Origin of the sequence: Bacteroides sp. (assembly GCF_052357945.1) — a bacterium.
Classification (GTDB): domain Bacteria; phylum Bacteroidota; class Bacteroidia; order Bacteroidales; family Bacteroidaceae; genus Bacteroides.
The window spans coordinates 1-13,947 of sequence record NZ_DAWCXD010000032.1 but is presented as its reverse complement, the minus strand read 5'-3'; the positions used below and the strand labels follow the sequence as shown (position 1 = coordinate 13,947).

The following is a 13,947-nucleotide window of genomic DNA, read 5'->3' as shown; positions in this document are numbered from 1 at the left end:
AGTAATAAACCTTATTTTCCGAATGACTGGAGTGGTGCCGAACATTCTCGCCCCGCTTCAGTCTTCTTTTTCAATAAGCAAGAAATATCAAATACTCTCCCGTGCAATGAATAGTAAACTCATCAGTTATCGCTTCGTTAAGCGTGCCTTGCCACCAATTGGTAAAGTCGCTAAGCGAGTAAATCAATCCTTCGCCCTTCAATCCTTTAGCGCCAAAATTGATGATAGATATTTGTTGGCCGGGATGAGAGGCGAAAGTCTGTGTGTCGCTTGCGGGAATGAATACTCCGTAATCGGTGATCGTCCGTACCTTCATGCCGTTTTTCATATAGTCCAGTAACAGACTGATATTTCCGAGAGTATGATCTTCCCGTTTTCCAGTAGCACCGACGATAGCAATTTTCCTGTAGCCTTTTTCTTGCAGGAAGCGAACAGCCTTGGTTTGGTCGTTCGTTTCCTGATCGGTTACATGGTGAATAATATCTGAAAAGCGCGTTTTGTTTTCCGGTGAAAGAGAATCTCCGTCACCGATAATCACATCCGGGGTATGTCCGCGGGAAATATACTCGTTGGCTGCTCCATCGCAGCAAATCACGAATTTAGCTTCTTCCAGCATTTTCAGGGGAAGTACATGTGTAGGATATTCGCCGTTGGCAAGTATGACGGCTTCGGGAGTATAGTGTTCGCTTATCATTGTATATTCATTAATTTTTTCCATTTAAAGTAGCCAAAGATAGCTATAATGGAGTAAAGTCCGTACAAAGCAGAAGTAAAATAAAGGTCCTTATAGATATAAAGTCCACAGCAGACAATATCCACAAGAATCCAGGCAAACCATTGCTCGACGTATTTGCGTGCCAGCATCCACATACCGACAATGCTCAATGCCGTGGTAAAACTATCCAGCCAAGGCACGTTGCTGTCCGTATATTCGATCAGTATCCACGCAATACCGATAAATGTAACAATAAATACCAGAAAAAGAGGTAAGTAAAATTTCCATGGAGTATGTACGATAGGAAGGTCTTTGGGGTTGTCATTGGTTGAAATATTTGCTGACTGCTGACCTTTCTTTTTCCTGTGTCCCCACATCCAGAAGAACCAACCGTAGATAGCGGCTATCAGATAGTAAATATTGATACCGAAATCGGCATACAGTCCCGCTTTGTAATATACGAAGATGTAGATGGCAGGCATCACAATACCCGCTATCCAAAGGTAGATACTTGCCCGGTACTCTAACCAAAGGTAGACTAGCCCGACAATCGTACCGAATATTTCCAGAAAATTCAATTCCATAACTCTGTGTGATTAAAAGCGGAAAGAAACATGTCCCATAACGTTTGTTCCTGCTTGAGCTGCGTATCCGGCATAGTTTCCCCGATTTTCCAGCGTATCGGTATAGTCGCTTGATGCCCAGCCGTTGTTTTCATATTTTTCATTAAACAGATTGTATACAGTAAATCCTACGGTGACTTCTTTCAGTACTTTCTTGGGACGGAAGCTGTACGCCAGATTGAGGTTGCTGACAAAATACTTATCAAGAGTCAGTTCTTCAACTTCTGCGTTTGTCATATACTGTTTGCTTACGAACTGTGATTGCAGGGCAGCTTCGAATCCCTTATAATTGAATGAGAAACGATTGTTGAGTAAGAAGTCCGGTGAGAAAGCAATGTGAGTGTCTTTATGCTTTATCTGAATAGTTGGGAGAGAAGTAGAGCTACCGTCGTCATTATAGTGGTAGCCCGGCAGGCTCTCTACGAAATCCTGAATACGGTTTTTACTCCATGTAGCGTTGATATCCCATTGAAACCATTTGCACGGTTTGATTCCCAGCATGATTTCGATTCCCATACGATAACTGTCCGGCACGTTTTCGGTCAGTGCTTCACCTATATCGTTTAAGGCTCCGGTCAGAACCAGTTGGTCGGTATAATCCATGTAGTAGAAGTTTGCACCTGCTGTCAGCCATTGGTTGGCAAAGGTATATCCTGCTTCATAGTCGAGCAGCTTTTCTGCTTTGGGATACGAATCCGGATCGCCATCCGTATAATTGTTCCTTGTCGGTTCTTTTTGGGCTACCGAGAAAGAGGCATAAACGCGATGGTTGGACGTGATGTTCCAGTTTAATCCGACTTTCGGGTTAAAGAAATCGAACTTCTTGTCTACTGCCAGTGGACGCAGGGCATTCTTGCTCCAGTCATATTTATCATTGTTGCCGTCGATGGTATAGTCGATGTGGCGATACTGAAGGTCGGCATATGCACTTAGCCCTTTGGTAAGATCGTAGTTTGCTTTCAGATAAATGTTGCCATCAGTCTTTTTGGATTTGTTGCGGTAATATTCATGGTCGGGAGATAGAGAACCTACGTAGTTTTTCACCCAGGGGACTCTTCCGAAGTTATTGCCTCGGTATTGATTTAATCCGCCGCCCAGGGATGCACTTAGCCTGTTGGCTGTGTAATTGAGAGAAAAAACACCGCCGCCGAATTTATTATCCATCTTCTTTTGACGGACTAAATCGCTTTTAGCTACTTCGGTTCCATCTATTGTAAATGGCTTTAACCCATATTCTATCAAGTATCTGCCGTCTTTGTACTCTTCGTAATAACCGTCACCTTTGGTATAATGTAAGGCAACGTTTAGGTTCCAAGCCGTTGAGAAAGTGTGATTGAAGAGAAGTTGATAATTCTTTTGCAGGTAATTATCTGTTTGGTCGTCGTAATAATGTTTTTTGCCATTGGCATCGGTGTACATTTCCCCGCAAGGATTGTAGCGTCTGCCGAATTCTTCCATTTGCTCTTTTGTTGCATATCCCCAAGCATGATATGTCTTTTCTTTTCCGGCAAATGCAATCAGTTTCACAGAGGTGTTTTCTGCAAAATAACCTCCTTGCAGGTAGTAAGAGTTCAAGTCCACCGAAGCACGGTCTATGTATCCGTCCGTACCGATATTGGAAAGGCGGGCGTCAAACGTCCAGTGGTTATTGAGTAAGCCGGTTCCCACTTTCACTGTTTCCTTGTGTGTATTGAACGAACCGTATGAACCGTTGAATTCGGCGTATGGTTTCATAGATGCACCTTCGGTTTGCATATTGACACTGGCTCCAAAAGCACCTGCTCCGTTCGTCGATGTACCTGCTCCGCGCTGCACCTGCATATCTTTTACGGAAGAAGAAAAGTCGGGCATATTCACCCAGAACAGGTTATGGCTTTCGGCATCGTTCATCGGTATGCCGTTTACTGTGATGTTGATTCGTGTGCCATCGGTTCCACGTACGCGAAGTGTCGTATAACCGATACCGGCTCCTGCATCCGATGTGGTCAATGTGGAAGGAGTCATACTTAGCAGATAGGGGATATCCTGTCCGAAGTTTACCTTTTTGAGTTCTGCTTTACCTATATTGGTGAATGCCACGGGAGTTTTGGCTGTGGCACGTGTGGATACTACCTGCACCTCTTGCAGGTTTACTACTCTCATACTGTCCTTTGCACTCGTCTGTGCATGAACAGTGATGCCTGCGCCCAATAAGGCGACGGCCATCCATACAATTCTTTTCATTTTTGCTTACTAATTAGTTCTCTACGCCGGCATTACCCGGATCAGATTCTATGGGTATGTTCTCAGCCCGTCATGTTAAGGCACCCCTACCAGTGAATCGGTTACAAAAATACAGCTTTTGCAGGAGGAAAGCAAAAAAAACTTTTAGATTCGCTAAAAACAATATAACTTTGTAGATTGTTGAAATAGCAAAACAGCAATTTATTCACTTAATATATATTTTAATTATGCTACTATTATTGCAAGCAACACAAGCTGCGGATTCTGTGCAAGTGGCCGCAGATAAATTAATGGAAGAAGCGATTGCCAATGCTGACGGATTGGATAAACTTTCGCTGATTACTCAACAACTGATAGACTTCGGTATTCGTGCCGGAGAACGTATACTGATTGCGGTCATCGTCTTTATTGTCGGACGTTTTCTTATCTCGTTGCTCAACAAGTTTATAAGACGTCTGTTGGATAAACGAAAGGTGGATGTAAGTATCAAAACTTTCGTTAGAAGTCTGGTAAATATTCTGTTGACAATCCTTTTAATCATTTCTGTTGTCGGTGCTTTGGGAGTTGAAACAACTTCGTTTGCGGCTTTATTGGCTTCTGCCGGTGTGGCTGTCGGTATGGCTTTGTCCGGCAATTTGCAGAATTTTGCCGGGGGACTGGTTATTCTTTTGTTCAAACCTTATAAGGTAGGTGACTGGATAGAAACACAGCAAGGTTCAGCCGGTACAGTAAAAGAAATCCAGATATTTCATACCATCCTTACTACTTCGGACAACAAATTGATTTATATTCCAAATGGTTCATTGAGCAGTGGAGTAGTGACCAACTACAGTCATCAGGAAACCCGCCGTGTAGAATGGATTATTGGTATAGATTATGGAGAAGATTTCAATAAGGTTCAGCAAATTGTTCGTGATATTCTGGCTGCCGATAAACGTATCTTGAATGAACCTGCTCCGTTTATAGCTCTTCATGCGCTGGATGCCAGCAGTGTGAATGTGGTGGTACGTGTATGGGTAAATAGCGGAGATTATTGGGGTGTTTATTTCGATACCAATAAAGCAATTTACGAAACCTTCAATGAAAAAGGTATCAACTTTCCTTTCCCACAGCTTACTGTGCATCAGGGAAATTGATTGTTATACTCTGATAATTCAAAAAATAAGGGAGTTGTACTTAACGTGCAACTCCCTTATTTTTTGGAAAACTTGTCTGGTGTGATTGAATAAATCTCTTTTTTATTTTATACCGAAATCTTCGGCTAGTTCATATCTATCTTCTTTGATTCCCAGTACATGATTAATTTTTCTCCTTTTCTCGAGATCTTTAAAGTAGTTTTCCACAACCTGATAGAGATCGAAGTTAGTGGTTGATCCTGCGGCTAAATCGAGTGATTCCACCATCTTTTCTACGGCTTGATGGATTTTCTCTGCGTCTATCAGATGCAGTTCGTTGCTGTGTATTAAATATTTTTCCATGACTGCAATGTTTTTAATGTTATATAGGTATAACATCTTGCAGTCATGGAAAGTTCAATGATTGAATGTTAGATTTTGGCAAGCGCCTGATCCAAATCCGCAATCAGGTCATCAATATGTTCCGTTCCAATTGATAAACGTACGGTGCCCGGATAAATCTCCTGTTCGGCGAGTTCCTGTGCATTGAGCTGTGAATGGGTAGTGCTTGCCGGGTGGATCACCAATGATTTCACATCGGCAACATTGGCAAGCAGGGAGAAAATCTCCAGACTGTCGATGAAGCGGTGTGCTTCTTCTTGTCCGCCTTTTACCTCGAAAGTAAAAATGGAACCGGCACCATTCGGGAAGTAACGTTGATACAGTGCATGGTCAGGATGATTGGATAATGACGGATGGTTCACTTTCTTCACTTTCGGGTGATTGTTTAAGAAATTCACTACCTTCAATGCATTTTCTACATGGCGTTCTACGCGCAAGGAAAGAGTTTCCAAGCCTTGCAACAGGATAAAAGCGTTGAATGGACTGATGGTGGCACCTGTGTCGCGCAGCAGAATAGCCCGGATACGGATGGCATAGGCAGCCGGACCGGCTGCATCAACGAAGCGTACGCCATGATAGCACGGATCAGGTTCGGTTAGTTGTGGAAATTTGCCGGAAGCTACCCAGTCGAATTTTCCTGAATCTACAATGACTCCTCCCAATGAGGAACCGTGTCCGCCAATGAACTTTGTTGCAGAATGTACTACGATATCTGCTCCGTGTTCGATAGGGCGGATTAAATACGGGGTACCAAATGTGTTGTCAATAATCAAAGGTATTTTGTGGCGGTGGGCTATTTCTGCCACTGCTTCTATATCAATGATATTTGAGTTCGGATTTCCCAGGGTTTCGATAAATACGGCTTTCGTATTTTCCTGAATAGCTTTTTCGAAGTTCGATAAATCGCTTGGGTCAACGAATGTTGTTGTGATGCCATAGCTGGGCAAGGTATGTGCCAGTAGGTTATAACTTCCTCCGTAAATAGTTTTGGCTGCTACAATATGGTCGCCTGCGCGAGTGATGTTCTCGAAAGCATAAGTGATAGCAGCGGCACCCGAAGCAACTGCCAGCCCTGCTACTCCTCCTTCAAGAGCTGCTACGCGTTGTTCAAAAACTCCTTGAGTGGAGTTGGTCAGGCGACCGTAGATGTTTCCCGGGTCCTGCAGGCCGAAACGTGCGGCTGCGTGAGCGGAGTTGTGAAATACATAAGAGGTAGTCTGATAAATAGGTACTGCGCGGGCATCTGTTGCCGGATCTGCTTGTTCTTGTCCTACATGAACTTGTAAAGTCTCGAAATGTAAATTCTTTGTTGCCATAATCGTATGTTTTTTAAGTTTTATATTCTTTCTTTATTTTCTTGCAAAGTTATAGGATGTAGACATGTCGAACAATATATAGATTAAATATAGAAAATAATGCTATTTTTGTGCCGTTATATGGAATAATGTATCTGCGTTATTCCTAAAAATCACCTTTTAGAAGAATATTTTTCTTATGGATACTTTTGATAAACTGGATAGAGTCGATTTGCAAATACTTCGTACTTTGCAAGAAAACGCCCGATTGACGACAAAAGAGTTGGCTGCACGGGTGAGCCTTTCTTCAACTCCTGTTTTTGAACGTCTTAAACGGTTGGAGAGTGGAGGATATATAAAGAAGTATATTGCCGTATTGGATGCGGAAAAGCTGAATCAGGGATTTGTCGTATTCTGCAGTGTGAAGCTTAGACGTCTGAACAGGGATATAGCAGCCGAGTTTACGCGGATCATACAGGATATTCCTGAAGTAACCGAATGTTATAACATATCAGGAAGTTATGATTATCTGTTGAAGATTCATGCTCCCAATATGAAATACTATCAGGAGTTTATTCTGAATGTGTTGGGGACGATTGATAGTTTGGGATCACTGGAAAGCACGTTTGTGATGGCTGAAGTGAAACACCAATATGGAATACATATTTAGTTCGTTGTGTGATAATCTGAAATTTATCTTGTATATTTGCTGTGTAATATAAATCCTGTTCTCCTGACACAATGAAATGGCAACTTTGTAAATAGCTTCGCCCATATGGATTGTAACAATAGAGAGTTCTACTGCTACAACTGTTTGTGATTTAACGTAGATCACAAGTTATTTTATTTATTCTATTCAATAAACCATATAAAAGAAGCTATTGCAATGAATTCGAACATATATCCTCGTACCAATGATTTTCAGACTATTTACCTGAATACAGTGATTAAGAATCCCGCCATTATGGTAGGTGATTATACAATATACAATGACTTTGTAAATGATCCTGTTCTTTTTGAGAAGAACAATGTTTTATATCATTATCCGATTAATAAAGACCGATTGATAATTGGCAAATTCTGTTCCATTGCTTGTGGAGTCAAATTTCTTTTCAATAGCGCAAACCACACATTAGGTTCTTTATCCAACTATACGTTTCCTATCTTTTTTGAGGAATGGAATTTAGATAAAGGAGATGTAACTTCTGCCTGGGATAATAAAGGGGATATAGTAATAGGTAATGATGTCTGGATTGGATATGAAGCTGTTATCATGGCAGGAGTTCATATCGGAGATGGAGCGGTTATTGCGTCGCGGGCAGTGGTTACTAAAGATGTTCCTCCTTATACGATAGTAGGTGGGACACCAGCTAAAGAAATTCGGAAGCGTTTTGATGAGAATACGATTGTCCAATTGCAGAAATTGCAATGGTGGGATTGGAGTATTGAGAAGATATCCGAATGTATACCTTATATTACAGGTGGAAAGATTGAAGAACTGAAAAAGATAAATGTTACCTACTGAAAAGGAACAGGAACAATTCCGGATGAAGGTTGTAAAATTAGATGGAGTAACACATAGCAATATGGGAGAGAATGGAACGGAAGAACAACACAACCTTATTAATCAGTATATCTATAGATTTCTTACACGGAGATAACTGATGTATTATATTTATTTTATCCAGTGGTTTTAAATCGGAAGCCTGTTTTTCTTATAACTTTGCAACTGATTTTAGAAAAAGAAGTTTGGGATGATAAATAAATATGAAGAGCGACTGGGGACAGAGCGCATGTTACCGCTTGTTTTTAAGATGGCACTTCCGGCTGTGGCAGCGCAATTTGTTAATTTGCTTTATAGTATGGTCGACCGTATTTATATTGGTCATATCCCTGGGATTGGTACGGATGCATTGGCGGGTGTAGGAGTAACGACTTCTCTTGTTATACTGATTTCTTCTTTTTCAGCGATAGTAGGAGGTGGCGGTGCGCCGTTAGCGGCTATCGCACTCGGACAGGGGGATCGTTCACGTGCCGGAAAAATTCTGGGTAATGGTTTTATTCTGCTGATACTATTCACCTTGTTTACTTCTCTCATCGCATATACCTTTATGGAGCCGATTCTACTTTTTACAGGAGCTTCGGAAAATACATTGGAGTATGCGGTCGACTATCTTTCTATCTATTTATTGGGAACTATCTTCGTAGAAATATCCACAGGATTAAACTCCTTTATCAATGCACAAGGGCGTCCTGCTATCGCCATGTACTCGGTATTAATAGGAGCACTGTTGAATATCGTCCTCGACCCGATTTTCATTTTTGGGCTCGATATGGGAGTAAAAGGTGCAGCTCTGGCTACAGTGCTTTCACAGGCATGTAGTGCAGTGTGGGTTTTAACTTTCCTTTTTTCCCGCCACGCCTCTCTCCCTTTGGAAAAACGTTATATGGCGTTGAACCGGAAAATAATACTTTCTATATTTGCTTTGGGCGTATCACCGTTTATTATGGCAAGTACCGAAAGCCTGGTTGGCTTTGTTCTGAACAGTAGCCTGAAAGATTTTGGGGATATTTATGTCAGCGCATTGACCATCTTGCAAAGTGCGATGCAATTTGCAAGTGTTCCATTAACAGGATTTGCGCAAGGTTTCGTTCCTATTGTGAGTTATAATTATGGGCACGGTGATAAACAACGTGTCAAAGATTGTTTCCGCGTTGCATTGATAACTATGTTCTCATTCAATTTACTGCTGATGCTGTTTATGATTCTATTCCCCTCAACAGTAGCTTCCGCCTTTACGAGTGATGAAAGACTGATAGAAACAGTCCGCTGGACAATGCCTGTTTTCTTGGGCGGTATGACTATCTTCGGATTACAGCGGGCCTGCCAAAATATGTTTGTAGCCTTGGGACAAGCAAAAATATCTATTTTCATAGCCTTGTTACGCAAAGCAATCCTATTGATTCCATTGGCATTAATATTACCGCATTTTATGGGAGTAGCCGGGGTATATGCGGCTGAAGCTATATCCGATGCAACAGCGGCAATTTGTTGCACTTTATTGTTCTTCTGGCAGTTCCCCAAAATATTGGGAGAAATCCAGAGGAGCACTTTGCACATAAGCTAAATTTCCTGGTGTTTATCCATAAATAGAACTAATTATGTAACTGCTTACGTATTTTTACGAAAAATGTTTGTTCATATTATAAAAAGCTAATATATTTGCGTAATCAATTACGTATTTAGTAACACAACTAATAAAAACATGGACTTTTTTAATCAGACAGGCAAATTAGCCATCGGTAGCAGATTACGCATGTTGACCGATAAGATAACAGTAGATGCGGCCGCCATCTATAAAATGTTTGGAATAGACCTCAAACCGAAATGGTTTCCTGTATTTTTTGTATTATCGCGTGGGGAGGCAAAAACCATTACGTCCATAGCCAAAGAGATTGGTCATTCTCATCCTTCCGTGAGTAATATTATTAAAGAAATGGTAGCTAAAGGATTAGTGAAGGAGACAAAGGACAAATCCGACGGGAGAAGAAACATGGTTATGTTATCTGCCAAAGGAAAAAGAATGTCCGACTCTTTTTCGGAACAGTGCATAGATGTTACGGCAGCTATTGAGCAAATCACGCAGCAAACCCGGAATGATCTTTGGAAAGCTATCGAAGAATGGGAGAATCTTTTGTTGGATAAATCCCTGTTGGAGCGGGTGAAGGAAGCGAAAAAGGAACGAGAGAGTAAGGACATCAAAATAGTTCCTTATGAACCTTGCTATCAATCTGCCTTCCGGACCCTTAACGAAGAGTGGATAACTGCTTATTTTCGGATGGAAGAGGCCGATTACAAGGCTTTGGATCATCCAAAGGAATATATTCTGGATAAGGGAGGAGCTATTTTGGTGGCTCTTTATAAAGATGAGCCGGTCGGTGTATGTGCTTTGTGTAAGATGGATCATCCGCTTTATGATTATGAGTTGGCTAAGCTGGCTGTCAGCCCTAAGGTTCAGGGCAAAGGTATCGGAGTACTGCTTTGCGAAGCAGTTGTAAATAAAGCGAAGGAGTTTGGGGGCAAAAGGCTTTTTATAGAGAGCAATACGCGTCTGAAACCGGCTATCCATATTTATCATAAGTTAGGCTTCAAGGAACTTCCCGAATATCATACGACTTATGAAAGAGGAGATATACAGATGGAATTAATGATTGAAGAGTGAAAATGAAAAAGGTGGATGGTGAATTTATTAAGGGGCGCATTGCCCCTTCATTCCAGTTCCTGTGCATAAATGTTGATGGCGCGTAATGCCTTTGATATTTCAGTCGGGGTGATCCCCTGACATTCTATTCTCAACACTTTTTCCCAGTCCTCCATATCTACATTCCATTTGTAGATTTGGGGACATAGGGTGAAAAGCGCTGCGGTATGTTTGATATCCCGTACATTCTTTACCGAGGTGCGAAAAATTAGTATTTGCTCTTCCATAGTTACTATCAATTACTTTTGTTTTCTGTGCAAAGGTAAGTTTAAACAGGGAGCTATATAGGATTATTCGACGAATGCCCTGATTCCTCATGATGAAATAAGTAATATGGGAGATTAACTTCATATATCTATCCTTTGAAAACTCCCTCATCTGTACCTGTCAATATATAAAAAGTGTATCTGTTCTCGTCTTTCTTTTTTGCTTTACTTTGCAGTGTTGTTTTAATCTCCTAATATAATAAAACGATGTCTGCATCTGTTGTATTTGATCTATTTTGTAGGGTACTTCAGGGGATAAGAACTAATTTTTCGCTATGCTATTTTTAGTTGTTCTCCTTGAATACAATATCTTTTTCGTTGCCTAATGAGTTTTCGTTTGACATAAGTCAAACGAAAGAACAACATAAGTCAAGCGTTAGTTTGACTTATGTTGAACGAAAACTGGAATGTATATTCGATAGTTATTGATAGAAAGAGAGAAATAACTAGATGAAGTAAATATTCATAATAGTGGCATTTCTATTCTCGTCACCTGTTCTTCTTCGGGTACGTTGGGACTGCTGTAATAATATTCTATGGATGTTCCCGAAGGTTTGTAACCGTTGTTTTTTATCCATTCCATCATTTCATTGTACAGGACAGCCAGTTCACTGTAAGTTCCTCTATGCAGACAGGAAACTATTTTTCTTTCCAGTATCGTAATAGATCGTATAGCTCCTTCACCCTGTAACTCTCTGGATGATTTTAGACCAATAATCATTTTTATATTGTGTTCAGTCAGGCTCTCAAAGTCGGGATACTCGACATAAGGAATATCAGTAGTGATTTCGCCTTGTGCCTTAAATAAAGAGTCTATTTTTACGAAGTTTTCCCGATAGCCTCCGGCATTCCGTTCATATCCGTGTGTACTTCAACAGCCAAAGCGGATTGCTCCGGTTGTTTCAATAGCATGATTTCTGAAACCTTTCCCATAATGCATTGTTTTAGAGTGTTGATAATTTCTTATTTCTTTGTGACCGGAATATAAATGTCGGTCATTAATTCTGTTCTAAGAGTAGAGGAGGGACGGTTCATATACATCTCAAAGCTAAAGGTACTTTGAGGGCGATATTTACTTTCCGGAAACCACTCTTCATAAATAGTCCGGTAGAACTTATGCAACAAAGAGTAGTCTCCGATATGCCTGAATACAGCATAACGTCCACCGGGAACTTCCATCACTCCCGGTTGCGAATCATTTTCAGTGTCATCAATTGTCACTTCGAGATAGAAGCGGCATTTATTCATGGGAGTTATGGACGGGTCATCCATACTAAGGCTGACAAACTTATAATTCAACTTTTCTTCATTATGCTGCTTGGCGTAATTGGTCAGTCTGTTCCATATTAATTTGTATCGGAGCTCATCTTTGTATTTTTCACCAACCTCGATACAAAATACTTTCATTGGCAGAATCGACCAGATTTCAGGAGTGATAACCGCATGTTGCTCATCATACATCGGCTTGTACTTCTCTCTATATTGAGAGGTCGATACGCCAAAATGTTTTTTGAAGGCTTTGGCTAGACTAAATTTGGTCTGATAGTTTGTCTGTTCCGAAATCTGATTTAATGTAAACTCGGTGGATACTAACAAATGTGCTATATGTTCGAGACGTAAACGCTGTATATAGCTTCCGATATTTTCTCCGGCAACAGTTTGAAACACTCTTCTGAAGTGATATTTGGAAAGTCCGCTTATCGTGCTAAGCATGTCTGTATCCAAAGTGTCGAATAAATGATTATTGATATAAACGATTATATCCTGAATCTTTTGGTGATGGATATTACTGGTTTCCAGCTTCTGTTTCCATCGGTTCAGTTTGGGGAGCCGTTCGTTGAGTATTCGTCTAAGTTCTTCCGGCGAATAAGCAGTATCTGCATATTCATTGTACTTGTCGGTGTATTTTATCCAGATATTAATCATTTCCGACATCGGAATGTCGACGATATATTTTCCGTCTTTCAGGCAGTAATAGCAATATTCGTCACTTCGCGAACCGTCAGAGTTAGTACCCAGATATTTCTCTACATCAAAGCGGAGAGGCATCCCGCAACTTTGACAATACCTCTTATTTATTTCTGATTCAATCATCGATTGGGTTTTCGTTTGATAGCTAGGAGCCGCTCTATATCATTAAATAAAGAAGTATCTTTTAATTCGAACATAAGCCACTTCCCATCATGGAAAGTGGTCGTCTCATCATATATCTTTTGAGCCGCATTGGAGAACATTTCTCGCATGGATTCGAATTTAGTGCGTTCATCTTTACCTAAAATAACCATGAACCCAATCGTTTGTTCTTTGGCGTATAGGGCACATAGAGTTTTTCCGCCTCTGCGATATTTGTATTCGTAGGTCCATTTTTTCCCTCCATGATTCCACATTTGTTCCATATTGTATTTCTGTTCGATAAGTTGGTGAAGTGAAGTCCATAGATCATAAAGTTCCTTACCTGTCAAGGCTTCCAGTGTTTCGGGAGTTGGAATTTGAAAAGTTTCTTTCATGGCATTCTGCATTTACTTTTGATTATCTACATCACAAAGGTAGACTGAATTTCTAATAGATCGTTGTCCAATATAGGCATTTTAGGCAGTGCAACTGAACAAACTGTCCCGAAATTAATTTATTTTGTAGAAACGGGATATTGGTGTATAACCTTTATCTTTGCATTAATTTAAAATAAAGCAAAATTTAAAGAAAATGAAAACAATGCTATTAGCGGTAGGTACTCTGTGCCTCATGGCAGGTTGCTCGTCGAAAGTGAGTAGTTCTAAAGGAATTGTAAGTGATGCAACCATGAATACGGTAACGATTGTCACCGATAAGAATGATACCCTTTCATTCAGTACGATGGATGCAAATAAAGAAGAAGTCAACGGTTTACTTCTGAATGATACGCTGGAAGTGTTTTATACAGGAAAATATACACCGGGGATGCCGGCTACCAAATTAGTTCAGTATCCGCAATCTCCGCTTGTAGGAGGTGACCGGGATGAACATGGCTGTATCGGTTCTGCCGGATACGTATGGTGTGAAGTGCAAA

13 protein-coding genes, 3 pseudogenes and 1 riboswitch are annotated in these 13,947 nt (G+C 40.7%); of the genes and pseudogenes, 7 read left to right on the top strand and 9 right to left on the bottom strand.

What is annotated here, in order from left to right:
• Nucleotides 1–70: 70 nt before the first annotated feature.
• Genes ACT8YW_RS08730 through ACT8YW_RS08720 form a run of 3 tightly spaced genes read right to left on the bottom strand, consistent with a single transcriptional unit; the run spans nt 71 to nt 3,561 of the window.
• A complete protein-coding gene (locus ACT8YW_RS08730; protein ID WP_444104652.1) occupies nt 71–694 on the bottom strand; it encodes a thiamine diphosphokinase in 624 nt (207 codons plus the stop codon).
• Nucleotides 691–1,299 (bottom strand): nicotinamide riboside transporter PnuC, encoded by a 609-nt coding sequence (gene pnuC, locus ACT8YW_RS08725; RefSeq protein WP_444104651.1) that lies wholly within the window; start codon nt 1,297–1,299, stop codon nt 691–693. Before pnuC ends, ACT8YW_RS08730 begins: the two co-directional genes overlap by 4 nt.
• Before the next feature lie 12 nt (nt 1,300–1,311).
• The gene (locus ACT8YW_RS08720) at nt 1,312–3,561 is read right to left on the bottom strand and encodes a TonB-dependent receptor (protein ID WP_444104650.1); all 2,250 of its coding nucleotides are present in this window, start codon (nt 3,559–3,561) and stop codon (nt 1,312–1,314) included.
• 1 nt (nt 3,562) lies between these two features.
• A riboswitch (TPP riboswitch) is annotated at nt 3,563–3,659 on the bottom strand.
• A 129-nt stretch (nt 3,660–3,788) separates the two neighbouring features.
• Here ACT8YW_RS08720 and ACT8YW_RS08715 point away from each other — a divergent pair.
• Complete coding sequence (locus ACT8YW_RS08715; RefSeq protein ID WP_122136748.1) at nt 3,789–4,697, top strand: mechanosensitive ion channel family protein; 909 nt, start codon at nt 3,789–3,791, stop codon at nt 4,695–4,697.
• A 102-nt stretch (nt 4,698–4,799) separates the two neighbouring features.
• On the opposite strand, the gene ACT8YW_RS08710 is transcribed toward ACT8YW_RS08715, so the two are convergent.
• Together ACT8YW_RS08710 and ACT8YW_RS08705 are read right to left on the bottom strand one after the other, a co-directional pair.
• Nucleotides 4,800–5,039: a hypothetical protein gene (locus ACT8YW_RS08710; RefSeq protein ID WP_004306417.1), complete on the bottom strand. Its 240-nt coding sequence runs from the start codon at nt 5,037–5,039 to the stop codon at nt 4,800–4,802.
• Nucleotides 5,040–5,107: 68 nt separating this feature from the next.
• The gene (locus tag ACT8YW_RS08705) at nt 5,108–6,394 is read right to left on the bottom strand and encodes an O-acetylhomoserine aminocarboxypropyltransferase/cysteine synthase family protein (RefSeq protein WP_004299135.1); all 1,287 of its coding nucleotides are present in this window, start codon (nt 6,392–6,394) and stop codon (nt 5,108–5,110) included.
• 178 nt (nt 6,395–6,572) lie between these two features.
• Between ACT8YW_RS08705 and ACT8YW_RS08700 the strand changes: the two genes are divergently transcribed.
• The 5 genes and pseudogenes from ACT8YW_RS08700 to ACT8YW_RS08680 all read left to right on the top strand — a co-directional run bounded on the left by ACT8YW_RS08700 (nt 6,573) and on the right by ACT8YW_RS08680 (nt 10,596).
• The gene (locus ACT8YW_RS08700) at nt 6,573–7,043 is read left to right on the top strand and encodes an Lrp/AsnC family transcriptional regulator (RefSeq protein ID WP_004299136.1); all 471 of its coding nucleotides are present in this window, start codon (nt 6,573–6,575) and stop codon (nt 7,041–7,043) included.
• Between the two features lie 216 nt (nt 7,044–7,259).
• On the top strand, nt 7,260–7,898 hold the full coding sequence (locus ACT8YW_RS08695; RefSeq protein WP_444104649.1) for a CatB-related O-acetyltransferase: 639 nt from the start codon (nt 7,260–7,262) through the stop codon (nt 7,896–7,898).
• Nucleotides 7,885–8,034, top strand: a pseudogene (locus ACT8YW_RS08690) (alpha/beta hydrolase); the annotation flags it as partial. The gene ACT8YW_RS08695 and the pseudogene ACT8YW_RS08690, both read left to right, overlap by 14 nt.
• A 93-nt stretch (nt 8,035–8,127) precedes the next feature.
• The gene (locus ACT8YW_RS08685; RefSeq protein ID WP_444104648.1) at nt 8,128–9,501 is read left to right on the top strand and encodes an MATE family efflux transporter; all 1,374 of its coding nucleotides are present in this window, start codon (nt 8,128–8,130) and stop codon (nt 9,499–9,501) included.
• Between the two features lie 138 nt (nt 9,502–9,639).
• Nucleotides 9,640–10,596, top strand: a complete 957-nt coding sequence (locus tag ACT8YW_RS08680) for a bifunctional helix-turn-helix transcriptional regulator/GNAT family N-acetyltransferase (protein WP_444104647.1) — start codon at nt 9,640–9,642, stop codon at nt 10,594–10,596.
• A 47-nt stretch (nt 10,597–10,643) separates the two neighbouring features.
• Here ACT8YW_RS08680 and ACT8YW_RS08675 read toward each other — a convergent pair whose 3' ends face one another.
• The 4 genes and pseudogenes from ACT8YW_RS08675 to ACT8YW_RS08660 form a co-directional block, all read right to left on the bottom strand.
• Entirely contained in the window at nt 10,644–10,862 is a 219-nt protein-coding gene (locus ACT8YW_RS08675) for a hypothetical protein (RefSeq protein WP_444104646.1), read from the bottom strand.
• 502 nt (nt 10,863–11,364) lie between these two features.
• Nucleotides 11,365–11,834 (bottom strand): annotated as a pseudogene (locus tag ACT8YW_RS08670) (GyrI-like domain-containing protein).
• 30 nt (nt 11,835–11,864) lie between these two features.
• Nucleotides 11,865–12,995: a GyrI-like domain-containing protein gene (locus ACT8YW_RS08665; protein WP_444104645.1), complete on the bottom strand. Its 1,131-nt coding sequence runs from the start codon at nt 12,993–12,995 to the stop codon at nt 11,865–11,867.
• On the bottom strand, nt 12,992–13,408 hold the full coding sequence (locus ACT8YW_RS08660) for a DUF3788 domain-containing protein (protein ID WP_444104644.1): 417 nt from the start codon (nt 13,406–13,408) through the stop codon (nt 12,992–12,994). The genes ACT8YW_RS08665 and ACT8YW_RS08660 overlap by 4 nt, the downstream gene beginning before the upstream one ends.
• A 196-nt stretch (nt 13,409–13,604) precedes the next feature.
• On the opposite strand from ACT8YW_RS08660, the pseudogene ACT8YW_RS08655 reads away from it, so the two are divergent.
• Nucleotides 13,605–13,947, top strand: a pseudogene (locus tag ACT8YW_RS08655) (hypothetical protein); the annotation flags it as partial.

Coding starts and splice junctions, on each gene's coding strand:
- ACT8YW_RS08665 (WP_444104645.1), bottom strand. CDS start 12,995: ATGATTGAATCAGAAATAAATAAGAGGTATTGTCAAAGTTGCGGGATG.
- ACT8YW_RS08685 (WP_444104648.1), top strand. CDS start 8,128: ATGATAAATAAATATGAAGAGCGACTGGGGACAGAGCGCATGTTACCG.
- ACT8YW_RS08695 (WP_444104649.1), top strand. CDS start 7,260: ATGAATTCGAACATATATCCTCGTACCAATGATTTTCAGACTATTTAC.
- pnuC (WP_444104651.1), bottom strand. CDS start 1,299: ATGGAATTGAATTTTCTGGAAATATTCGGTACGATTGTCGGGCTAGTC.
- ACT8YW_RS08700 (WP_004299136.1), top strand. CDS start 6,573: ATGGATACTTTTGATAAACTGGATAGAGTCGATTTGCAAATACTTCGT.
- ACT8YW_RS08680 (WP_444104647.1), top strand. CDS start 9,640: ATGGACTTTTTTAATCAGACAGGCAAATTAGCCATCGGTAGCAGATTA.
- ACT8YW_RS08715 (WP_122136748.1), top strand. CDS start 3,789: ATGCTACTATTATTGCAAGCAACACAAGCTGCGGATTCTGTGCAAGTG.
- ACT8YW_RS08705 (WP_004299135.1), bottom strand. CDS start 6,394: ATGGCAACAAAGAATTTACATTTCGAGACTTTACAAGTTCATGTAGGA.
- ACT8YW_RS08730 (WP_444104652.1), bottom strand. CDS start 694: ATGATAAGCGAACACTATACTCCCGAAGCCGTCATACTTGCCAACGGC.
- ACT8YW_RS08720 (WP_444104650.1), bottom strand. CDS start 3,561: ATGAAAAGAATTGTATGGATGGCCGTCGCCTTATTGGGCGCAGGCATC.
- ACT8YW_RS08710 (WP_004306417.1), bottom strand. CDS start 5,039: ATGGAAAAATATTTAATACACAGCAACGAACTGCATCTGATAGACGCA.
- ACT8YW_RS08660 (WP_444104644.1), bottom strand. CDS start 13,408: ATGAAAGAAACTTTTCAAATTCCAACTCCCGAAACACTGGAAGCCTTG.
- ACT8YW_RS08675 (WP_444104646.1), bottom strand. CDS start 10,862: ATGGAAGAGCAAATACTAATTTTTCGCACCTCGGTAAAGAATGTACGG.